Consider the following 21754-nt stretch of genomic DNA (forward strand, 5'->3'; position numbering starts at 1 on the left):
CTTCTGCCAAAGCAGCATGATGGACAGCAAAGAGCCACCAGCCACGCGAATAGAGGATGGGGTCTTCCTCGGCTTCGTCCTCATTGTCTCGATCGCCTTCGCGCTGGTGATCGAACCCTTTTTCGCGGCCATATTGTGGGGCGTGATCGCCGCCATCCTGTTCGCGCCGGTCAACCAGGGCCTGATCGGCATGATGCCGCGGCACCGGAACAGCGCGGCGGCGCTGACGCTGCTTCTGATCATCGCGCTCGTGATCGTGCCCGCCATCATCCTGACCATGGCGCTGGTGCAGGAAGCGACCCTCTTCTACGCCAAGGTGCAAAGCGGAGAGATCAACTTCGCGCGGATGTTCGCGCAGTTCCAGGCCAGCCTGCCCCGTTGGGCCGCGGTCTTTCTCAACCGGCTGGGCATCACCAATTTCGCCGCCGCGCGCGAGATGCTGAGCGCCGGCATCTCGTCAAGCTTCCGCACGGTCGCCACGCAGGCGCTGCAGATCGGGCAAAGCGCTTTCAGCTTCCTGATGGCGCTGGGCGTGATGCTGTACCTCACCTTCTTCCTCCTGCGCGATGGACCACGGCTGTCGGCAATGGTGGACAGGGCAGCGCCGATGCGGATCGCCTATCGCCGCGCGCTGATGGCGCAGTTCGTCCTCGTCACCCGCGCCACGATCAAGGGCAGCATCGTCGTCGCCATCGTACAGGGACTGATCGGCGGAATCATCTTCTGGGCGCTGGGCCTGCCGGGCGCGCTGCTGTGGGGCGTATTGATGGGTGCGTTCTCGCTGATTCCCGCGGTGGGAACCGGGCTGATCTGGGTGCCGGTCGCCATTTATCTCTTCGTGACCGGAGCGGTGGTGAAGGGATTGATCCTCGTCTTTTGCGGCATGTTCGTGATCGGCATGGTCGACAATATCCTGCGCCCGATCCTGGTCGGCCGGGATACGCGGATTCCCGATTATGTGGTGCTGATCACCACGCTAGGCGGGATCGACCTGTTCGGGTTCAACGGCATCGTCATCGGGCCGGTGATCGCGGCCCTGTTCATCGCGACGTGGAATATCGTGACGAAGATGCGGACCGGCGCCGACGGGCTGGAAGGGCCGCTGACGGAAGAAGCGCCGGGCGGCTGAAGCACGACGCGTTCCTGCGCAGGAGCACGACCGGAACCGGGCGTCTACAATTCCTCCAGCGCCGCGCTGGCTTCCATCCAGACTTCTTCCGCGGCTTCCAGCTTCTTCTCGACCTCGGAACGCTTCACCATCAGTTGCGTCATGGTCATCTTCGCCTCGACGCCGGTGGCGGACTTGGGGTCGAACAGCGCCTTGTCGATGCGGCTGCGCTCGGCCGCCAGCGTCGCCATTTCCTTTTCCGCTTTGGCAACGGCGTTCTTCGCCGTCTTCTGCCTTTCGCGCCATTCTGCGGCGTTGCGCTTTTCCGCCTTGCGGTCCACCTTGGGCGCGTCTCCGCCGCTCCCATTCCCATCCGCCTTGCGCAGGATGATGTCGGTATAATCCTCCAGGCTGCCGTCGAACGGCTGGGCCGTGCCATTGTCGACCAGCACGAGGCGATCCGCCACCAACTCGATCATGTGGCGGTCGTGCGATACGATCACCACCGCGCCCGAATAGTCGTTCAGCGCCTGCACCAGCGCCTCGCGACTGTCGACGTCGAGGTGGTTGGTCGGTTCATCGAGAATCAGCAGATGCGGCGCGTCACGGGTGATGAGCGCCAGCGCCAGCCGCGCCCTCTCCCCGCCCGACATGGAGCCGACCTTCTGCGTCGCGCGCTCGCCGGAAAAGCCGAAGCGGCCGAGCTGCGCACGTACGGCGGCAGGCGTGGCCCCCTTCATCACCCGGCTCATATGTTCAAGCGGCGTGTCGGTGACGTCCAGTTCCTCCACCTGATATTGGGTGAAATAGCCGACCTGCATCTTGGCAGAGGCGTTCATCGCGCCTTCCATCGGCTTCAGTTGCGCGGCGATCAACCGGGCGAGCGTGGTCTTGCCATTGCCGTTCCGTCCCAGCAGCGCCAGCCGGTCGTCGGGATCGATGCGCAGATTGACCCGGCGCAGCACCGGCGTGTCGTCATAGCCCACCGCCGCCATGTCCATGGTGATGAGCGGCGGGCGCAGTTCGGGCGGGTTGGGGAAACCGAAATGCAGCGTCGGGTCTTCGATCGCGGCGGCGATGGGCTGCATCTTCGCCAGCGCCTTGGCGCGGGACTGCGCCTGTTTCGCGGTCGACGCGCGGGCGGAGTTGCGGGCGACATAGTCCTGCAATTTCTCGCGCTCGGCCTGCTGCTTGGCGCGGGCAGCCTCCTGCTGGGCCAGGCGTTCGGCGCGCTGGCGCTCGAATGCGTCGTAGCCGCCGGGATAGAGGGTGATCTTTCCCCCTTCCAGATGGAGGATATAGTCGACCACATTGTTGAGCAGGTCGCGCTCATGGCTGATCACGACCACGGTGCCGCGATAGCCTTTGAGGAAATTCTCCAGCCACAGTGTCGCTTCCAGGTCGAGATGGTTCGACGGCTCGTCGAGCAGGAGCAGTTCGGGGTTGGAGAAGAGCAGCGAGGCAAGCGCCACGCGCATCTTCCAGCCACCCGAATAGCTGTCGAGCGGACGCCCCTGCATCTCCTCGTCAAAGCCAAGGCCGACAAGGATGCGGGCGGCGCGCGCTGGCGCGGTATAGGCGTCGATGGCGTTCAGCCGCTCATAGATATGGCCCAGGCGGTCGGGATCTTCGGTATGTTCCGCCTCCGCCATCAGCGCGGCGCGCTCACTGTCGGCGGCCAGCACCGTGTCGAAGGGGGTGGCCGTGCCGGAGGGGGCCTCCTGCGCGATATAGCCAAGGCGCGTGTCGCGGGGCATCTCGCATGCCCCCCCGTCCGGGTCGAGCTGGCCGATCATCACCTTCATAAGCGTCGACTTGCCCGCGCCGTTGCGGCCGATCAACCCGACGCGGCTGCGCGGCGGCAGCGCGGCACTGGCGCGATCGAGGATGGTGCGTCCACCGAGGCGCACGGTGATGTCCCTGAGATTCAGCATGGCCGGCCCCCTAGCAGAGCCGATCGCGATTGTCAGCGGTCGGAAAACGGCCGGCCGAAAGGAGAAGGCGGCGAGGTGATGTTTCCGGCAATGTTTCTGAACGATTGTCGACAGCCATATTCAGCATGGCGCAAGCCGCACGGGTGCAAAAGCGTCCTTGTCAGATCCCGCCACGGGAATTTTTGCGAGGTTGCCATGCTGAAGACCATGATCCTGTCACTATCGATGGCCGGTGCCGCCTTGGCCGGCATTGCCGCTTCACCGGCGATGGCGCAGAGCAATTATCATTATAGCGAGCGCTATGACGGCGACGACGGCAGCTATTATCGCAGCGAAACCTATCGGGAGGATGACGGCTATCGCGGCGGCTATGACCGCGACTATCGCGAATATGACCGTGCCCCCGTCCATTATCGCGACAGCTATTATCGCGAGGGTTATGACAGCGGCCCCCGCGTCTACCATGCCAGGCCGCGCTATGCCCGCTGCTCGTCGGGAACGACCGGCACGGTGATCGGCGGCGTGCTGGGCGGGCTTCTTGGCCGGGAGATCGGCCGCGGCGGGCGCTGGGACCGGCCGAGCACCACCGGGCTGATCCTGGGTGCGGGCGCCGGAGCGCTGGCCGGGCGCGCCATCGAACAGAATGATTGCCGCTAATCGACGTTTCTGAAACGCGCCCTGGGCGCATATGGACGACGACGTGAAATCCTCCCCACGGTATCCGTGGGGAGGATTTTCCTCTGCGCGCTATGCGGCATAGAGCGTGAACTGGGCGTGCAGGCCATTGATCGACGACTGCCCGACCCACAGGTCGAAAGCGCCCGGCTCCGCAATGATCCGGTTGCCCGCGCCGACAAATTGCAGGTCGACGCGGGACAGGGAGAATCGAACCGTCCTGCTCTCGCCGGGGTCCAGCGTCACGCGCGCGATGCGTTTCAGTTCGCGGATCGGGCGGGTGCGGCTGGCGACGCGGTCGCGAATGTAGAGCTGCACCACCTCGCTGCCCTTGCGCCCCCCCTTGTTGGTGAGGCGGGCGGTCACCTCAATCGCCCGGTCCCAGCGCAGCGCCATGTCCGAAAGCTTGAGGTCCTCCAGCACGAACTCGCTATAGCCAAGCCCGTGCCCGAAGGGATAGCGCGCGCTGTTGTCGGTCGTGGCATAGCGCGATCGATATTCGGTGCGATTGTCGATCACCGGGCGCCCGGTCGACTTGCGGTCGTAGAAAAAGGGCTCCTGCCCCGATTCCCAGGGAAAGCTGACCGGCAGCTTGGCAGAGGGATTCTCCTTGCCGAACAGGATGTCCGCTATGGCATGGCCGGACTCCGACCCCAGGAACCAGGTCGCAAGGATCGCCTGCGCATTGGCGACGCCGTCATGCAGCGCCAGCGCCCGGCCGTGGCGAAGGAGGACGATGACCGGCTTTCCCGTACCGGCCACCGCATCGGCCAGCGCCTGCTGCACGACCGGAATCTCGATGGCGGTGCGGGATTGCGCCTCGCCCGACATGTCCTGCGATTCCCCTATGGCGAGGATGACGACATCGGCGGCCCTGGCGGTCTCCACCGCCTTCGCCACCCCGCCGTCAATGGGCGTCAATATGCCGCTGCCCGGGGCGATCAGCAATCGGCCGGGATCGGGCATGGCGGCGCGCAGGCCGGTGGCGATGTCGACGCCCTTTCCCTTGTCGCCGTAAAAGGCCCAGGGGCCGTAGACATTCTCCCTGTCCTCGCCGAAGGGACCGATGAGCGCGATGGTCTGCGCCTTGGCCGGATCGAGCGGCAGGACGCCGTTATTCTGCAGCAGCACGACCGAACGCGCGGCTGCTTCGCGCGCCAGGGCACGATGGCCGGGCGTGAAGATACGACTCCTTTCCGCTTCCTCGTTCAGGGAACGCCAGGGATTGTCGAACAGCCCGATGGCCGTCTTCACATAAAGGATGCGCCGGACCGCGACGTCCACCGTCTCCATCGGCACGGCGCCGCTTTTCACCAGATCGGGGATATGGCGGATATAAAGGCCGCTCTGCATAGACATGTCCACCCCGGCCAGGATGGCGAGGCGGGTGGCATCGCGCTCATCCTCGGCATAGCCATGGGCGATCAGTTCCTCATCCGCCGTATAGTCGGAAAAGACGAAGCCGCGAAACTTCATCTCCCCGCGCAGCATGTCGGTCAGCAGGTCACGGTCGGCCGTCGCCGGCACGCCGTTGATCTCGCTGAACGCCGCCATGGTGGTGAGCGCGCCCGCCGCGAAGGCCGCGCCAAAGGGCGGAAGATGGGTTTCGCGCAGCGTCTCGTCACTGATGTCGACGCTGCCATATTCCAGGCCCCCGGCGACCGCGCCATAGGCGGCGAAATGCTTGGGGCAGGCAAGCAGGCTGTCGTCGCGGCGCAGGTCACGCCCCTGGAAGCCGCGCACGCGGGCGGCGGCGAACAGCCCGCCCAGATAGACATCCTCCCCGGCGCCCTCGACCACACGCCCCCAGCGCTGGTCGCGGGCGACGTCGACCATGGGCGCAAAGGTCAGGTGCAGACCGGCCGCCGTGGCCTCGACCGCCATTGCGCGCGCCGTGTGCTCCGCCAGCGAAGGATCAAAACTGGCCGTTTCGGCGAGCGTCACCGGGAAGATCGTCTTGAGCCCATGGATCACGTCGCCCGCGAACAGCAGGGGAATGCCAAGGCGGCTCTGCCTGACGGCGATCTCCTGCGCGCGGCGCGCGCCCGCCACGCCTATGCCGTTGAACAGGCATCCCACACGCCCCTTGCGGATCTCCTCGGCAAGCTGCCTTTCATTCTGGATGCCGGTCTGCGGATTGGGCGGGTTATAGGGACGGAAACTGTCGGCCAGACAGGTCATCTGTCCCGCCTTCTCCTCGATGGTCATGCGCGCGATCAGATCGTCCACACGCTCGACCTCCGTCGCGGCAAGCGCGCGACGGGGCAGCGGAAGCGTCAGGAAGCCGGCAAGGGCGGCGGTCAGGACGGCCCGGCGGGCTACGGGAGGGATCGGGGTCATCAAGGGGGAGCGTAACTGATTCCGGATGAACCGCACCTATCCCGTCAACGCATGAAAGAAAGCAACCGGCGGAGGGATGGACCGAGCCTCAGGGCCGATCAGTTCAGCCGGGGACGCAAGATGGCGGGGCGATGGTGGACAGGGCTGGATTCGAACCAGCGTACGGGAAACCCGGGCAGATTTACAGTCTGCTGCCTTTAACCACTCGGCCACCTGTCCAGTCGCCTAACCATATTCGGAGAAGCCCCGATCGGCTGGAGGGCGCTCCAATGGCGAAAGGAGACTTGCCTGTCAATGGTCCAATGTGAAAAGAGCGCTTCCATGAAAAGAGGAAATCGCACCGGAAAGGCCAAAGGGACCTTTCCCCGCTTCTATGGACGGCATGCCGTCATCGCCGCGCTCGCCAATCCGGACAGGGTGGTGCGCAAGATCTGGGGCACGCGGGAGGCGCTGAACGCGCTCGACCTGCCGCCGGTCCTGCCCATCGTCTATGCCGACGGGGCGGATCTGGGCCGCATGGTGCCGTCCGACGCGCCGCATCAGGGGATCGTGGCGGAGGTAGAGCCGCTGGACGATGTCTGGCTGGGCGACGCGCTGGAGGCCGGGCGGGACGATCATCGTCCCGTGCTGGTGCTGGACCAGGTGACCGACCCGCACAATGTCGGCGCGATCCTGCGCTCCGCCGCCGCGTTCGACGCGCTCTGCATCGTCACGCAGGACCGCCATGCTCCGCCCGAATCGGGCGTGCTGGCGCGCTCGGCATCCGGCGCGCTGGAAATCGTGCCCTGGGTGCGGGTCGTGAACCTTGCCCGCGCCCTCGATGAAATCGCGGAAGCGGGCTTTTGGCGCATCGGGCTGGACGGCACGGCGGAACAGACACTGGGCGAGGCGATCGGCACGTCCCGCGTCGCGCTGGTGCTGGGGGCCGAGGGTGAAGGGCTGCGCCACAACAGCATGGCGCATTGCGACATTTTGGCTAAGCTGCCGATCAGCCCGCGCATGGAGAGCCTGAACGTCTCCAATGCCGCGGCGATCGCCCTTTATGCCGCTGCCAGCCGGTAGCGGCCCGGGGCCACGGACGACAGGGGTTTCGATCGTGATGATTTTTCTGCGCTCGGCCGTTGTGCTGGCGGCCAGTCTGCTGCTCTCGGCCTGCCTGGTGACGCCGGGCAAGTTCGACTCCACGCTGGATATCCGGGCGGACCGGAGCTTCAGCTTCACCTACAAGGGCGAGATCCTGGCATCGGACATGGGCAAGGGCCTGGGTTCGATGCCCGGCAATGACGATCCGATCGACGGCGCACCGCCGAAGGACCAGCAGAGCAGCCTGCATACGGCGCTCCAGTCCAAGACGCAGGGCAAGACGGAAGAGCGCTTCGACGTCAAGGACGACAAGAATGACGAGCAGCAGATGCAGGCGATCGCCGCAGCGCTGCTGAAGGAAAAGGGATTCCGGTCGGCCCGCTACATGGGCAATCACCGGTTCGAGATCGACTATGCGATCAGCGGCCGGCTGACCCACGCCTTCCTGTTCCCCTTCAACAGCGATGCGCAGATCGTGCTGCCCTTCGTCGTCGTGGAGTTGCGCGGGGAAGACCGGGCGCGGGTGAAAGCGCCGGGCTATTCCAATGGCTATGACAAGAGCCAGGGTCCGATGGGCGGGGGCAATGACGATGCCGCCAAGGCGCTGGACGGCACCTTCACCCTCACCACCAATGCAGAGATCGTCAGCCAGAACCAGGAAGACGGCGCGCAGGACACGCCGCAAGGGAAACGAATCGTCTGGAAGGTGACGCCCCTGACCAGCGAAGCACCGGCGGCCACCCTGAAGTTCAGGCCGTAAAGCCATGCTGCGTCAGATTCAACGCAGCACAGGTCTCATCGGCTGACGCGGATCATCGCGCGCTCGCGCCAATCCCGGCCCTTCCGCATGCGGGACGGGAATGTTCGGGATTGGTCACCAGCGACCGGATTCAATCTTCCGGCGCAATCGTCACGCGCAGACCGTCGAGCGAATCGTTGAACTGCAACTGGCAGGACAGGCGGCTCGTCTCGTTGCGATGATCGGAGCTGTCGAGCAGGTCGTTCTCGTCCTCGCTGATCGCAGGCAGGCTGTCGGTGAAGGCAGGGTCGACGAAGACATGGCACGTCGCGCAGGAACAGCAGCCACCGCAGAGGGCCAACAGTTCGTCAAATCCGTTGTCGCGGATGATCTCCATCACGGAAAGGCCGCTGTCCGCCTCCACCGTCTGTTCTTCGCCCGCGCGGTTGACCACGATCAGTTTCGCCATGTACCCAAGTCCCTCTAATTTTTTCCCGCCGCTCATGTCGGACGAGCAGCAGGAAATCAAGGGCCAGGCGACAAATCATGGTGAATACGGCAGAAGCGTTGCGGAACAGCCTGGATATCATAGCTGCGATGGAACCCGGTTTCGCCGCGGCCATCGGCCGGGTCGGTTATCCGCCGCCCCGCGTCCGCGAGCCAGGTTATGAAACCTTGCTGCGCACCATCGTCGGCCAGCAGGTGAGCGTTGCCGCGGCCGGGGCGGTCTGGCGGCGGCTGGAAGCCGAACTGGGCACAGGCTGCGCGCCGGACACCCTTCTCGCCCGTGATTTCGATACGTTGCGCGCCTGCGGCCTGTCGCGGCAGAAGCAGGGCTATGCCCGAAGCCTGGCGGAACTGGTGGTCAGCGGCGAAATCGACCTGCACAATCTGCCCCAGGATGATGAGGAAGCGATCGCGCAACTGGTGCAGGTCAAGGGGATCGGGCGGTGGTCGGCCGAAATCTACCTGCTGTTCGCCGAAGGGCGGCCGGATGTCTGGCCGGCGGGCGACCTCGCGGTGCAGATCGAGATCGGACGGATATTGGGCCTCGCTCAGCGGCCCAGCGAGAAGCTGACCCGCGACGTCGCCGAACGCTGGCGCCCCCATCGCGGCGCGGCCGCCATCATGGCATGGCACCATTATAATACGGAGGTTTTGTAGACCATGTCGAGATGGAGCACAGTTCAGGCCGAACCTGGAGGCCAGCCCCCTGTCCTGCTGCGGACGGGCCGCCGTGCGGGCCTTGGCCTGGAGCTTTGCCCGCCGGTATGCGTCGACCCTCAGACCTCGAATTTGGGAATAATGTGATGCCCCTGCCCCATGCCCGCTACATCGTCCTCGAACATGAGGGCGTCTGGAAGATCAATCTCGACAATCGCTATTATGGCCCTTTCGTGACGCAGGAAGCGGCGGTGGAAAATGCGACCGCCACCGCGCAAAAGGCTGGCGGCGCGGGTTATCCCGCCTCGGTCCTGCTGATGCGCGGCACCGCCTTCGAGACGCTCTGGACCAGCGTGGAGGCAGACAAGGCCTGAAAAATTTTGCGCTCCCACGGGAACCTGTGACGGATCTGCGCATTTAACGCCTCCGGTTGCGTGGACTGTGGGATGAGCAAAAAGGTTCTGATCGTAGAAGACGAAATATTCGTCGCCCTGGAAATCGAGCACATCGTGGAGGATGCGGGCTTTACCGTCGGCGCCATCGCGGCCGATCGTCAGGCTGCATTGGACGCTGCCCGCCATTGCGACATCGCGCTGGTCGATCTCAACCTGCGCGACGGCCCCACGGGACCGGGCATCGGCGTAGAACTGGCCAGCCAATTTGGCATCCGGGTCATCTATGTGACGGCCAATCCGGCGCAGATCGGGACCGCCTCAGCCGCTGCGCTCGGCGTCATCACCAAGCCTTTCCGCGCCCACAGCATCGCCGAAACGCTGCACCTCGCCGCCGCCGAAAGTCCTGAGCTGGAAGCCGCCGAAATCGCCGGCTTCACCCCTTTCCTGCCGCTGCCCGGCTCATTGACCGGGCTGGAATCCAGAGGCTGAGGCTCAAGCCTTCCGGCCGCCATTGCCGGGTCATGCGCCCGCCCAGTTGCCGTTCCACGCTCAACTGCATCAGCCGGCTGCCAAAACCCTCGCTGGTGGCCGGTGCGGGCGGCGGTCCGCCCTCCTCGCGCCAATCGATGCGGATATGGTCGTCCTCACCCTTCACCTCGATCATCACCTGCCCGCCGGGTGCGGAAAGCGCGCCATATTTCGCGGCGTTGGTCGCCAGTTCGTGGAACAGCAACGCCAGCGGCGTAGCGGAACGGTCGTCGATTTCAGGATCGTCGCCGATACAGCGGATACGCGGTCCCAGCGCGTCGCGATAAGGCGTGAAGATCTGCTCCAATATGCCCCACAGCCGGCCGTCACCCTGATCCGGCTGGGAATTCGGGCCATGGGGCCGGACGAAATCATGGGCGCGGCCCAATGCCATGATGCGGTCGCGCAGGTCGTCCGCCGCGGCGCGGATTTCCGGATGCTGGCGCGCCGACAGGCCGATCAGCCCGGAAATCACCGAAAAGATATTCTTGATCCGGTGCGAGAGCTCATGGGCAATGATCTCCCGTTCTTCCACCATCGCGATCTGGTCGTTGATGTCGGTACAGGTTCCGATCCAGCGAACGATCGCCCCATCCTCATCCCGGATCGGCAGCGCGCGCCCCAGCGTCCAGCGATAATCGCCGCTGTGATGGCGCAACCGATATTCGATCTCATAGGGTTCGCCGGTCTCCAGCGAACGGCGCCAGCGGCCCCAGGCGCGTTCCTGATCGTCAGGATGGAACATGCCGTTCCATCCCTCGCCATCGGTCGAACCCGTCGGCACGCCGGTAAACTCGTACCATCGTGCATTGTAATAGTCGTGATAACCGTCCGGCAGCGTCGACCAGACCATCTGCGGCATGGTGTCGGCAAGCGTGCGGAACATACGGTCGCTTTCCGCCACCGCCTGCGCATCCCGTTGCTGCCGGGCGATCACGTCGCGGTCGCGGCGGCGCCCCTCCAGCTCGACCATGACCTGCCGGGCCAGGAGAGACAGTCCCTGACGCTGAAGGACGGTCAGGTCGTCCCGCGGCTTGTCATCGATGACGCAAAGCGCGCCCAGCGACGCATCCTCGCTGTCGATCAGCGGCGCACCGGCATAGAAACGGATGAACGGCGGCCCCGTGACCAGGGCATTGTCACGAAAACCGGGATTCTGCGTGGCATCGGGGACGACGAATATCCCCTCACCCTGCATGGCATGGGCGCAGAAGGACACGTCGCGGGGCGTTTCCTCCGCGTCCAGCCCGGTGCGGGCAAGAAAACGCTGGCGATCATCCTCGACGATGCTCACAAGCGCGATGGGCGCATCACACAGCGCGGCGGCGAATGCGGTAATCTGGTCGAGCGTGGCGAAGCCCCCGGTATCGAGATCGTAGCGCGCCAGCAGCGCCGCGCGATCGGTCTCGAGCCCGCGCCCGTCAACCATCGCTGACGCGTTCGATGTCCGCGCCAACGGCAGAGAGCTTTTCCTCCAGCCGCTCATAGCCACGGTCCAGGTGATAGACGCGGTGGACCTGGGTTTCCCCTTCGGCGGCAAGGCCGGCAAGGATCAGGCTCATCGAGGCGCGCAGGTCCGTCGCCATGACCGGCGCGCCGACCAGCCGGTCGACCCCGCGCACGACCGCGGTGCGGCCGTTGACGCCGATGTCGGCCCCCATGCGCGCCAGTTCGGGAACATGCATGTAGCGGTTCTCGAAGATCGTCTCGGTCAGCACCGATGCGCCGTCCGCGCGCGTCAGCATCGCCATGAACTGCGCCTGCATGTCGGTCGGAAATGCGGGGAAGGGCGCGGTCGAAATGGTCAGTGGGCGCAGCCGGCCGTCAGCCGACACCCTGATCCCATCCTTCAGCTCCTCGACATGGACACCCGCCTCGCGCAGCGCGGCCAATATGGCGTGCATGTCATCGGCGCATGCCCCGGCCAGTTCCAGCGAGCCGCCGGTGATCGCCGCGGCGCAGGCATAGCTCCCCGCCTCGATCCGGTCGGGCATGACGCTGTATGTCGCGCCGTGCAGCCGTTCGCGGCCGTGGATGATAAGCTTGTCGGTCCCCACGCCCTCTATGTCGGCGCCCATGGCGTTCAGCAGGTTGCAGAGATCAACGATCTCCGGTTCTCGCGCCGCATTTTCCAGGATGCAGCTACCCTTGGCCAGCACGGCAGCCATCAGCGCATTCTCCGTCGCGCCGACCGACACGACCGGGAAGGTGTAGATGCCCCCCGGCAGGCCGCCGTCGGGCAGACTCGCGCGCACATAGCCGGCGTTGATCTCGATGATCGCGCCGAACGCCTCCAGCGCCTTCAGGTGCAGGTCGATCGGGCGGTTGCCGATGGCGCAGCCGCCGGGCAAGGACACCCGCGCCTCGCCCGCGCGCGCGAGCAGCGGGCCGAGCACCAGGATCGATGCACGCATCTTGCGCACGATGTCATAGGGCGCTTCGGTCGAGGTCACGCGGCCGGCCCGCAGCGTCATGACGCGGCCGAAATCCTCGGGACGGGCGCCCTCGATCATCGTCGACACGCCAAGCTGGTTCAACAGATGGCCGAAGCTGTCGACATCCGCCAGCCGCGGCAGGTTGCGCAGCGTCACCGGCTCGTCGGTCAGCAGCGCACAGGGCAGCAGCGTGAGCGCGGCGTTCTTCGCGCCGGAAATGGGAAGGCGGCCGTTCAGCGCTTTGCCGCCGCGGATGTGAATGCGGTCCATCGGCTGGGTTCTTAACGTTAATTACGGTTTCCGCAAGGCGGTCGGCGCGGCTGTCCATTCCCGGACATATTTCCGCGCACAATTGAAACATTTGTGCGTTCGTCCGCCCATTATTGATCGAGTTTAGTGCAGTTTGCGCAAATGCAGCCAAAAGACGCGTGGGGCGTTTTGCCATCGTAACGACAATGCAAGCAAAAAGGTGTTTTGGTGGCAACAAGTTGTTTCGCGGACAGGTTGGCGAAGCATGTGGCCCTGTCCGATGCAGAAAAAAAGGCACTTACAAGGCTGGAGGAGAATCCCCGCAAGGTAAAGCGCGGCGCGATGATACAACGCGTCAACGAAATGGTGACCGAACTCTTCGTCCTGCGCGAAGGACGGGTGATGAGCTTCGTGATCCTGCCCGACGGAAGCCGTCAGATCCTGCGCGTCTACTTCCCCGGCGATTTCATCGGATCGGCCAGCACGATCTACAGCCGGGCGCCGGAATCGCTGGTTGCGCTGTCCGATGCGATCATCTGCCCGTTCGACAAGCACGCGCTGCGCCGTCTGCTGGAGGAATATCCCCGCGTCGCAGCGCTGCTGTTCCTGCTTTCCAATGCGGAACGGGTCGCGCTGACGGACCGGCTCGCCTCCCTGGGACGCACCTCTGCCAAGGCGCGGGTGGCATCCTTCCTGCTCGACATATTCGACCGCCTGCGGGTGACCGACGATGGCATCACTGACAGCTTCGACCTCAAGCTGACGCAGGAGGAGATCGGGGACGCGATCGGCCTCACCTCCGTCCACGTGAACCGGATGATCCGGCAGATGGAACAGGAAGGGCTGATCAGCCGGGCCAATGGACGGATCACCCTGCGCGACATGGCGCGGCTGGAGGAAATCGGCCATTATACCAACCGGCACAAGGATATGGACCTGGATTGGCTGCCGGGCCTGGATTGACGGCATCCCCTCCGGCGAGGGATTTTACGCCAGCAGTTCCACGTCCCAATAGAGCCAGTCGTGCCAGCTTTCGTGCAGATAGTTGGGCGGGAAGGCCCTGCCATGTTCCTGCAATTGCCAGCTCGTCGGACGGATCGGCGTCACATGCAATTGCATATGCGCCTCCTTCGGCGTCCGCCCGCCCTTCTTCAGATTGCAGGGCGAACAGGCCGTGGCGACATTTTCCCAGGTCGTCCGCCCGCCCGCGCGCCGCGGAATGACATGGTCGAAGGTCAGGTCGTTCGGGGAGCCGCAATATTGGCAGGCGAACTTGTCGCGCAGGAACAGGTTGAACCGGGTGAAGGCGGGATGTTCCGACGGCTTCACATATTGCTTCAGCGCGATCACGGAAGGTATCTGCATCTGGACGCTGGGGCTGTGCACCTGCCGCTCATAGCTGGCGACGATGTCCACCCGATCCAAAAAAACCGCCTTGATGGCGGTTTGCCAGGGCCACAGGCTCAACGGATAATAGCTTAAAGGCGTGTAGTCCGCATTCAGGACCAAAGCCGGACAGTTTTCCGGATGTCGTATCAGGTCGGGATGGTACATATATTACCCTTCAACCCCCTTTCGCCACCGCCCTGATCGATCAGAAAGGTGACGACAGCATGACAGCATCATCGACCCCATCCCGTCAAGGGCCTGTATGACTCAATCGGCACGACCACAGCATATGGTGACTCGCTTTGCGCCAAGCCCCACGGGTAGGTTGCATGTCGGCCATGGCTGGTCGGCGCTGCTGGCCATGGACCTGGCGCGGGCGCGGGCCGGGTCCTTCCGCCTGCGGATCGAGGATATAGACGGCACCCGCAGCCGGCCGGAGCATGTCGCCGGCATCGTCGAGGATCTGCGCTGGCTGGGCATCGCCTGGGACGGGGACATCGTGTTCCAGTCGGCGCGGCTCGACCATTATCAATCGGCGCTGGAACGACTGAAGGCCATGGGCCTGCTCTATCCCTGCTTCTGCACCCGCGCCGACATCGCCGCCAGCGCGACGGCGCCGCACGGGCCGGAGGGGCCGGTCTATCCCGGCACATGTCGCGGGCTGAACGATGCGCATCGGGCAAGCCGGATCGCGGCCGGCCATCCCCATGCATGGCGGATCGACATGGCGCAGGCGGTCGCGCGGGCGGGCCCGCTGCAATGGCATGCCCTGCCCTTCCCGCCGAATGACGATGCGGCAACGGCCGTCCCTGCCGGACCGCTTGCCGCGGGCGACGTCGTGCTGGCGCGCAAGGATGCGCCCGCCAGCTATCATCTTTCCTGCACGCTGGACGATGCGGCGATGGGCGTGACCCATATATTGCGCGGCGAGGATCTGCGCCCCGCGACCGACATCCACCGCCTGATCCAGGCGCTGCTCGACCTGCCCTCCCCCCTCTATGCCCACCATCCCCTGCTGGTCGGACCGGACGGCAGGCGGCTGGCCAAGCGCGCCGGATCGATCGGCCTGGCCGATCTGCGCGCGGAGGGCATGGACCCGCAGCGCCTGGCCGACGATCTGCGCCATGCGCGCTTTCCGATTGGCATTTCCCTGGGCAGCGCCTAGATTCGATCTCATGAACACGCTGCTCGTCATCGCCCTCATCCTGGCCATGGGCGCCACCCTGTTCGCCCTGATCCGGGGAATCATCGCCTTTCTGCAGGCGACCAAGGAACAGTTGAACTCGCCGGAAGGCGGACCCAGTCCATCCAGCCTCAAGCAGAACAGGATGATGATGAACCGCATCCTGTTTCAGGCAGTGGCGGTGATCATCGTGGCGCTGTTGCTGCTGATGAAGGGCCACGGCTGAGCGCCCGCCCGTCATGGTGAAGCTGAACAGGATCTACACTCGCACCGGGGACGCGGGCACGACCGGGCTGGTGGATGGATCCCGCCTGCCCAAACATGCGCCGCGCATGCAGGCGGTAGGCGACGTCGATGAGGCGAACAGCGCCATCGGCCTCGCCGTCATCGCGATCGGCGACAGGCCGGAGGCGGGCTGGCTGACGACCATCCAGAACGACCTGTTCGACCTGGGCGCCGACCTGGCCACACCCGTGCCGGAGGGGGAGGACGAACCCTGGGCGTTGCGGATCGTCTCGTCCCAGGTCGATCGGCTGGAGCAGCAGATCGATGCGATGAACGCCGATCTGGCCCCACTGGACAGCTTCGTCCTGCCCGGCGGCTCGCCCGCTGCCGCCGCCGTACATCTGGCCCGCGCCGTCGCCCGCCGCGCCGAACGCTCGGCCACCGCCGCAGCCGTCGAGGTCGCGATCAATCCGCAGGCATTGGCCTATCTCAACCGTTTGTCCGACCTGCTGTTCGTGATGGCACGGCGCCTTAACGGCAATGGTGCGGGCGATGTCAAATGGGTGCCGGGCGCGTCGCGCTGAAGCGATTTCCCGGCAATCGACGCCATTCGACTCATGGGCAGCACGGTTCGTCCCTGCGCCAGGCGTTAACCCTGTTGCTTCACCGCCTCTTTACGCGCCACCCCAATTTTGGCCCGATCGCTACGACAGGGCCCAGGGATGCAATTCTACCTCGCGACCTCTTTCATCTTCCCCCGCCCCTTGCGGCTTCGCCTCCTGACCCTCTGCCTTGCGACCACTCATCTGCCGCTGCTCGGTTATATCCTGTGGGGCACGGCGACGGGGCGGATCGCCTGGGCGGAGTTCATCATCTTGACGCTGGCGACCATGGCGGGCGCTGCCGGAGCGCTGATCGGCATTGGCGCGCTGCTGGACCCGCTCCACGGGCAGGTGAACGCGCTGAACCCGGTGGAGCAGCCGGAACGCAAGCGTTGGGCACCGACGCTGCGGGAAATGAGCGACATCTCCACCAGGCTCTTCCACCGCGTGCGCGGCCCCGCCGCCACGACGCGCGAACAGATCGACGCACTGAACATCGCGGCCAATGAGGATGCGCTGACCGGCATTCCCAACCGTCGCGGCTTCCTGGCGCAGCTCGACGCGCTGCCGCTGGCCGGGCGCAAGGGCTGCATCGCGATCATCGACCTCGACCATTTCACGCAGGTCAACGAGATGCTCGGTCATGAGGAAGGCGATCGCGTGCTCGTCGATTTCGCCACGCGCCTGTCGTCGCAGACCCGTCGCGTCGACATCATCGCCCGCTGGGCCGGACAGGCTTTCGCGATCTTCTATCAGGACGCCATAGAGGAGGAGGCAAGCTGGTCGCTGGCCCGCATTGCGGAACGGATGCGGCGGGAGCCCGTGGGCACGGTGAACGGACAACCGATCACCTTCTCCGTCGGGCTATGCGCCTGGCGGGGCGGCCCGGTGATGACGGCGATCGGCAAGGCCGACGAGGCGCTCTATCGCGCGAAAAATTCGGGCCGCGGCCAGATCCAGCGCGCCGAGCGGCCCGCCGTCAGCCTGCGGTAATTCCCGGCCCTCAATCGGCATGATCCATGCCGAGACCACCTCAAGGGTCATCCAGAAGCCGCATCGGAAACAGTTCAGGCGGAGCCTGCTTCCAGACCCCGCCCGACAAAGACCACCGAAAATCGGCAAGCTTATTTCGGCGCCAGCACCATCAGCATCTGGCGCCCCTCCATGCGGGGATAGGCTTCGACCTTCGCGATCTCGCCTACATTCTCCGCCACGCGCTGGAGGAGTTGCATGCCCAGCTGCTGGTGCGACAATTCACGGCCACGGAACCGCAAGGTGATCTTCACCTTGTCGCCTTCGCCGATGAAGTCATGGACCTTCTTCATCTTCGTATCATAGTCATGATCGTCGATGTTCGGACGCATCTTGATCTCCTTGATCTCCTGCGTCCTCTGGGTCTTGCGGGCAAGGTTCGCCTTCTTCTGCGCCTCGTACTTGTACTTGCCGATGTCCAGGAACTTGCACACCGGCGGATCGGCGTTGGGCGACACCTCGACCAGGTCCAGCCCCAGCTCATAGGCGCGCTCGATCGCTTCCTGCGTATACATCACGCCCAGATTTTCGCCTTCGTCATCGATCACGCGCACCTTGGGCACGTTGATGAACTCGTTGTAACGGGGACCGGACTTCGGCGGCGGCGCCATGGGACGGCGCATCATCGGGGGACGTATAGTGGCTTCTCCTATGGCAATTACGAAACGGCTCCGGCGGACTCCCGCGCATTTTGCGATCAGCCGGAACAACCAACCGATCGCGGATACGGCAAAAGACGAGCTAGAGAGTGATCCGACTCAATCGGAGCAGCCTCTAGCGCAAAGCCGAAAGGGCCGGCAAGTCCGCAATCGCTGATTTGCCGGTCCCATGTGGCATTGCTGCCTCACCGCATATCGGGTGCCCGTGCCTCCTTTGCAAGACGGGCGATGACATCATCGAGAGAAAGAAGGCTCTGCCCTTCCTTGCCCAGCTCGCGCAGCGCCACCGTCCCTTCGTCCGCCTCCCGGCGGCCGACGACCAGCAGATTCGGCACTTTCGCAAGGCTATGCTCGCGCACCTTGTAGTTGATCTTTTCGTTGCGGACGTCGGTTTCGGCACGGATGCCAGCCGCCCGCAGCTTCTCCACCACATGGCTCGCATAGCTGTCCGCATCGGACACGATGGTCGCCACCACCGCCTGCACCGGCGCGAGCCAGAGCGGGAAACGGCCGGCATAATGTTCGATGAGGATGCCGATGAACCGTTCATAGGAGCCGAAGATCGCGCGATGGAGCATCACCGGCCGATGCCGCTCGCCATCCTCACCCACATAGGATGCGTCCAGCCGCTCCGGCAGCACCCGGTCCGACTGGATCGTGCCGACCTGCCACGTCCGCCCGATCGCATCGGTCAGGTGCCATTCCAGCTTCGGCGCATAGAAGGCGCCTTCACCCGGCAGTTCCTCCCAGCCAAATTCGGGCGTGTTGAGACCCGCCGCCGCCACCGCGTCGCGCAGTTCATTTTCCGCCTGGTCCCACATCGCATCACTTCCGAAGCGCTTTTCCGGACGCAGGGCGAGCTTGATCGAGTAGGTGAAGCCGAAATCCTTGTAGATGCGGTCGGCCAGCGCGCAGAAGGCCCGCACCTCCTCCACGATCTGGTCCTCGCGGCAGAAGATGTGCGCGTCGTCCTGCGTGAACTGGCGCACGCGCATCAGGCCATGCAGCGCCCCATGCGGCTCGTTGCGATGGCAGCAGCCATTTTCGTAGAAACGCAAGGGCAGGTCGCGATAGCTCTTGATCCCCTGGCGGAAGATCAGGACATGCGCCGGGCAATTCATGGGCTTCAACGCCATCCAGTCGGCATCGTCCGACACCAGCGGCCCTTCATCCGCGACATTGGGCACTTCGTCGGGGATGACGAACATATTTTCGCGATATTTGCCCCAGTGGCCCGACTGCTCCCACTGGCGCGCGTCCATCACCTGCGGCGTCTTCACCTCGCGATAGCCCGCCGCATCGATGGCACGGCGCATATAGGCTTCCAGTTCGCGCCAGATGATATAACCCTTGGGGTGCCAGAAGACGCTGCCATGCGCTTCCTGCTGAAGGTGGAACAGATCCATCTCCGCACCCAGCTTGCGATGGTCGCGCTTGCCCGCTTCCTCCAGCCGCGTCAGATGCGCGTCGAGCTGCTTACGATTGAGCCAGCCGGTGCCATAGATGCGCGAAAGCATCGCATTTTTCTGGTCGCCGCGCCAATAGGCGCCCGACACGCGGGTCAGCTTGAACGCCGCCGGATCGAGCTTGCCTGTCGAGGCCAGATGCGGTCCGCGGCACATGTCGAGCCAGTCGCCGCCCGACCAATAGACGGTCAGTTCCTCGCCGTCGGGCAACTCGGCTGCCCATTCGGCCTTGAACGTCTCGCCCTCCGCCCGCCAGCGCGCGATCAGTTCCTCGCGCTTCCACACTTCGCGCCTGAGCGGCTTGTCGGCGGCAATGATCTCCCGCATCTTCGCCTCGATGGCGGGCAGGTCTTCCTCCGTGAAGGGCCGCTGCTTTCCTTCGACGACCGGGGGCGCGAAGTCATAATAGAAACCATCGTCCGTCGCCGGACCGAAGGTGATCTGCGTCCCCGGAAAAAGCGCCTGCACCGCTTCGGCCAGCACATGGGCAAAGTCGTGCCGCGCCAGTTCCAGCGCATCGGCCTCGTCCTTCGCCGTCACCAGCGCCAGCTGCGCGTCGGCCTCCAGCGGCCGCATGATGTCGCGCAGTTCGCCATCGACGCGCGCGGCGATGGCAGCCTTGGCCAGGCCCGGCCCGATCGCCGCCGCAATGTCCGCCGGGGTAGTGCCGGGCGCGACTTCACGCACGGAACCATCGGGCAGGGTTATCTTGAGCATGGCGGACACGGGGGGTCTTTCTGTTGAAATGCAGGTTGCGCAGCCGAAAAGGGCCGCGCCTTCCCCATAAATGGGCCGCCCGCCCTGTCAATAGAAGCCCTCTTGCCAGAGAAGCCCTCTTGTCAGTGCATCGCAGTCGGTGCATCATGCATGTGTTGTTATATCATTATTTCAACAGGAGGGATGCATATGGCCTTGAGCTTCGCAAGACCCCGGCCGGGCGACGGGGAAACGCCAATGTCGGACATGAACACCACGCCGCTGATCGACGTGATGCTGGTGCTGCTGATCATGTTCATCATCACGATCCCGATCCAGACGCACAGCGTCGGCGTCGACCTGCCGCAGACCCCCAGGGAATTGATCCCACCACCGGTCGACACCGTCAAGAACGGGGTCGGCATCGATGCCGACGGCACCATCCGCTGGAACGGCGGGGCCGTCGACCGGCTGACGCTCCGCCAATATCTTGCCGCCTCGCTGCGCCTGCCTGCCGAACCGGAGCTGCAGTTCCAGCCCGATGCCGGCGCCCGCTATGTGACGGTGGATGAAGTGCTGGCCGACATCCGCCGGTCAGGCGTGACGAAGCTCGGCTTCATCGGCAATGAACGCTACGCCAGCTTCTGATCACCCGTAAAATGCCGATCCGCCTGATTTCAGCGGGATAGCATTCCATACAACCATGAAACCCCTTGACCGACGGTCCCCGGCATAGTCTTCTCCCACCGGGGACCAAAGGGGGGGGCATCATGGATCAGGAACGCATAGGCGGCGACGGCTTCGCTTTCGAGGGCAACTGGCGCGACTATGCGCCGATCGCCTTCACCAACCTGCTGCTGACGATCGTCACGCTGGGCATTTACCGCTTCTGGGCGACGACGCGCACGCGGCGCTATCTCTGGGCGAATACGCGCTTCATCGACGACCGGCTGGAATGGACGGGCACGGGCAAGGAACTGTTCCTGGGCTTCCTGATGGTGGTCGTGCTGATCGGCCTGCCCTTCCTCTTCCTGCAATTCGGCGCGCAGGCGCTGATCCTCCAGGGGCATCAGGGGATAGCCGCGATACTGACGCTCGCGGCGTTCGTGACGATCTTCTACATGGTCGGCCTCGCCCGCTTCCGCGCGCTGCGCTACCGGCTCAGCCGGACATGGTGGCACGGCATCCGGGGCGGCAGCGACGATCAGGGCTTTGGCTACGGCATTTCCTATATGTGGAAGTCCGCAGTGGGCAGCCTGGCTCTCGGACTGCTCATCCCCTGGTCGATGATGTCGCTGTGGAACGAGCGCTGGAACAAGATGAGCTTCGGCCCGCATGCCTTCGAAGCCGCGGGCGATCACGGCCCGACCTTCAGGCGTTTCCTGCTCTTCTACCTCCTGCCGATCCTGCTGTTCGTGGGCGGAGGGGTGATGGTCGCCATGGTGGGCTTTCCGGGGCAGGACAATGTGGGCTCCCGCATGGCCGGGGTCATAATAGGCATCATCGCGCTCGTGCTGGTCTTTTATCTGGGGCTCGGCCTCATCGCGCTCGCCTTCTACGCCAGCTTCTTCCGTGAAGCGGTGGAAGGGCTGTCGCTCACCGGCCTCGACTTCCATTTCTACGCCCGGACCAGGGACTGGATATTGCTGTTCCTGGGTGACATTGCGCTGGTGGTCTGCACGCTCGGCGTCGGTTCGATCTTCCTGCAATATCGGCACTGGAAATTCTTCGTCACCCATATGGGCGTGACCGGCACCATCTATACCGACGAACTCACCCAGTCGCAGACGAAGACCAGCCGCCATGGCGAGGGCCTGCTGGACGCGCTCGACGTGGGCGCTTTCTGAGCCGC

At 64.6% G+C, this 21754-nt stretch carries 22 protein-coding genes and 1 tRNA gene; 14 read left to right on the plus strand and 9 right to left on the minus strand.

Annotated elements, in window-relative coordinates; translation table 11 throughout:
* The first annotated feature begins 19 nt into the window (after positions 1 to 19).
* On the plus strand, positions 20 to 1129 hold the full coding sequence (locus tag MRBLMC3_RS17955) for an AI-2E family transporter (RefSeq protein ID WP_363739557.1): 1110 nt from the start codon (positions 20 to 22) through the stop codon (positions 1127 to 1129).
* Positions 1130 to 1173: 44 nt separating this feature from the next.
* On the opposite strand, the gene MRBLMC3_RS17960 is transcribed toward MRBLMC3_RS17955, so the two are convergent.
* On the minus strand, positions 1174 to 3042 hold the full coding sequence (locus MRBLMC3_RS17960; protein ID WP_363753111.1) for an ABC-F family ATP-binding cassette domain-containing protein: 1869 nt from the start codon (positions 3040 to 3042) through the stop codon (positions 1174 to 1176).
* 195 nt (positions 3043 to 3237) lie between these two features.
* Here MRBLMC3_RS17960 and MRBLMC3_RS17965 point away from each other — a divergent pair, with 195 nt between their 5' ends.
* A complete protein-coding gene (locus MRBLMC3_RS17965) occupies positions 3238 to 3699 on the plus strand; it encodes a glycine zipper 2TM domain-containing protein (protein WP_363831007.1) in 462 nt (153 codons plus the stop codon).
* Between the two features lie 90 nt (positions 3700 to 3789).
* Here MRBLMC3_RS17965 and MRBLMC3_RS17970 read toward each other — a convergent pair whose 3' ends face one another.
* Both MRBLMC3_RS17970 and MRBLMC3_RS17975 read right to left on the minus strand, forming a co-directional pair.
* A complete protein-coding gene (locus MRBLMC3_RS17970; RefSeq protein WP_363831009.1) occupies positions 3790 to 6057 on the minus strand; it encodes a glycoside hydrolase family 3 N-terminal domain-containing protein in 2268 nt (755 codons plus the stop codon).
* Positions 6058 to 6189: 132 nt separating this feature from the next.
* Positions 6190 to 6276 (minus strand) — tRNA-Tyr (locus tag MRBLMC3_RS17975).
* A gap of 102 nt (positions 6277 to 6378) precedes the next feature.
* Here MRBLMC3_RS17975 and rlmB point away from each other — a divergent pair.
* Both rlmB and MRBLMC3_RS17985 read left to right on the plus strand, forming a co-directional pair.
* A complete protein-coding gene (gene rlmB / locus MRBLMC3_RS17980; RefSeq protein WP_133653414.1) occupies positions 6379 to 7119 on the plus strand; it encodes a 23S rRNA (guanosine(2251)-2'-O)-methyltransferase RlmB in 741 nt (246 codons plus the stop codon).
* Positions 7120 to 7156: 37 nt separating this feature from the next.
* The gene (locus MRBLMC3_RS17985) at positions 7157 to 7900 is read left to right on the plus strand and encodes a hypothetical protein (RefSeq protein ID WP_414714669.1); all 744 of its coding nucleotides are present in this window, start codon (positions 7157 to 7159) and stop codon (positions 7898 to 7900) included.
* A 130-nt stretch (positions 7901 to 8030) separates the two neighbouring features.
* Here MRBLMC3_RS17985 and MRBLMC3_RS17990 read toward each other — a convergent pair whose 3' ends face one another.
* Complete coding sequence (locus MRBLMC3_RS17990) at positions 8031 to 8348, minus strand: 2Fe-2S iron-sulfur cluster-binding protein (RefSeq protein WP_133653416.1); 318 nt, start codon at positions 8346 to 8348, stop codon at positions 8031 to 8033.
* Between the two features lie 77 nt (positions 8349 to 8425).
* Here MRBLMC3_RS17990 and MRBLMC3_RS17995 point away from each other — a divergent pair, with 77 nt between their 5' ends.
* From MRBLMC3_RS17995 to MRBLMC3_RS18005, 3 genes are all read left to right on the plus strand, one after another.
* Positions 8426 to 9043 carry a DNA-3-methyladenine glycosylase family protein gene (locus MRBLMC3_RS17995; protein ID WP_363831012.1) on the plus strand — a complete coding sequence of 206 codons (618 nt, stop codon included), beginning with the start codon at positions 8426 to 8428 and terminating at the stop codon, positions 9041 to 9043.
* A 146-nt stretch (positions 9044 to 9189) separates the two neighbouring features.
* Positions 9190 to 9417 carry a DUF2188 domain-containing protein gene (locus MRBLMC3_RS18000; protein ID WP_363831013.1) on the plus strand — a complete coding sequence of 76 codons (228 nt, stop codon included), beginning with the start codon at positions 9190 to 9192 and terminating at the stop codon, positions 9415 to 9417.
* A 72-nt stretch (positions 9418 to 9489) separates the two neighbouring features.
* Positions 9490 to 9927, plus strand: coding sequence for a response regulator (locus MRBLMC3_RS18005; protein ID WP_363831015.1), 438 nt, complete (start codon positions 9490 to 9492; stop codon positions 9925 to 9927).
* Here the strand turns inward: MRBLMC3_RS18005 and MRBLMC3_RS18010 are convergent.
* Positions 9872 to 11395: a sensor histidine kinase gene (locus MRBLMC3_RS18010; RefSeq protein ID WP_363831017.1), complete on the minus strand. Its 1524-nt coding sequence runs from the start codon at positions 11393 to 11395 to the stop codon at positions 9872 to 9874. The two genes, MRBLMC3_RS18005 and MRBLMC3_RS18010, sit on opposite strands and share 56 nt — an antisense overlap.
* Positions 11388 to 12671 (minus strand): UDP-N-acetylglucosamine 1-carboxyvinyltransferase, encoded by a 1284-nt coding sequence (gene murA / locus MRBLMC3_RS18015; RefSeq protein WP_363739365.1) that lies wholly within the window; start codon positions 12669 to 12671, stop codon positions 11388 to 11390. The genes MRBLMC3_RS18010 and murA overlap by 8 nt, the downstream gene beginning before the upstream one ends.
* 204 nt (positions 12672 to 12875) lie before the next feature.
* Here murA and MRBLMC3_RS18020 point away from each other — a divergent pair, with 204 nt between their 5' ends.
* Complete coding sequence (locus MRBLMC3_RS18020; protein ID WP_363739363.1) at positions 12876 to 13613, plus strand: Crp/Fnr family transcriptional regulator; 738 nt, start codon at positions 12876 to 12878, stop codon at positions 13611 to 13613.
* A gap of 24 nt (positions 13614 to 13637) precedes the next feature.
* Here the strand turns inward: MRBLMC3_RS18020 and MRBLMC3_RS18025 are convergent, their stop codons facing one another.
* A complete protein-coding gene (locus tag MRBLMC3_RS18025) occupies positions 13638 to 14204 on the minus strand; it encodes an HNH endonuclease (RefSeq protein ID WP_025549923.1) in 567 nt (188 codons plus the stop codon).
* A 124-nt stretch (positions 14205 to 14328) separates the two neighbouring features.
* Here MRBLMC3_RS18025 and gluQRS point away from each other — a divergent pair, with 124 nt between their 5' ends.
* The 4 genes from gluQRS (at position 14329) to MRBLMC3_RS18045 (ending at position 17042) form a co-directional block, all read left to right on the plus strand.
* Positions 14329 to 15204 (plus strand): tRNA glutamyl-Q(34) synthetase GluQRS, encoded by an 876-nt coding sequence (gene gluQRS, locus MRBLMC3_RS18030; RefSeq protein WP_363831019.1) that lies wholly within the window; start codon positions 14329 to 14331, stop codon positions 15202 to 15204.
* Between the two features lie 10 nt (positions 15205 to 15214).
* Entirely contained in the window at positions 15215 to 15448 is a 234-nt protein-coding gene (locus MRBLMC3_RS18035) for a twin transmembrane helix small protein (RefSeq protein ID WP_133653424.1), read from the plus strand.
* A gap of 13 nt (positions 15449 to 15461) precedes the next feature.
* Positions 15462 to 16031 (plus strand): cob(I)yrinic acid a,c-diamide adenosyltransferase, encoded by a 570-nt coding sequence (locus MRBLMC3_RS18040; protein WP_363831022.1) that lies wholly within the window; start codon positions 15462 to 15464, stop codon positions 16029 to 16031.
* 138 nt (positions 16032 to 16169) lie between these two features.
* Complete coding sequence (locus tag MRBLMC3_RS18045; protein ID WP_363831025.1) at positions 16170 to 17042, plus strand: GGDEF domain-containing protein; 873 nt, start codon at positions 16170 to 16172, stop codon at positions 17040 to 17042.
* A gap of 131 nt (positions 17043 to 17173) precedes the next feature.
* Here MRBLMC3_RS18045 and infC read toward each other — a convergent pair whose 3' ends face one another.
* Together infC and thrS are read right to left on the minus strand one after the other, a co-directional pair.
* Complete coding sequence (gene infC / locus MRBLMC3_RS18050; RefSeq protein WP_133653427.1) at positions 17174 to 17707, minus strand: translation initiation factor IF-3; 534 nt, start codon at positions 17705 to 17707, stop codon at positions 17174 to 17176.
* Between the two features lie 218 nt (positions 17708 to 17925).
* Positions 17926 to 19923 (minus strand): threonine--tRNA ligase, encoded by a 1998-nt coding sequence (gene thrS, locus MRBLMC3_RS18055; protein WP_363831236.1) that lies wholly within the window; start codon positions 19921 to 19923, stop codon positions 17926 to 17928.
* Between the two features lie 189 nt (positions 19924 to 20112).
* Between thrS and MRBLMC3_RS18060 the strand changes: the two genes are divergently transcribed.
* Positions 20113 to 20550 carry an ExbD/TolR family protein gene (locus MRBLMC3_RS18060; RefSeq protein ID WP_363831028.1) on the plus strand — a complete coding sequence of 146 codons (438 nt, stop codon included), beginning with the start codon at positions 20113 to 20115 and terminating at the stop codon, positions 20548 to 20550.
* Between the two features lie 122 nt (positions 20551 to 20672).
* Entirely contained in the window at positions 20673 to 21749 is a 1077-nt protein-coding gene (locus tag MRBLMC3_RS18065; RefSeq protein WP_363831031.1) for a YjgN family protein, read from the plus strand.
* The last annotated feature ends 5 nt before the right edge of the window (positions 21750 to 21754 follow it).

Origin of the sequence: Sphingobium sp. LMC3-1-1.1 (assembly GCF_040676285.1) — a bacterium.
Classification (GTDB): Bacteria; Pseudomonadota; Alphaproteobacteria; order Sphingomonadales; family Sphingomonadaceae; genus Sphingobium.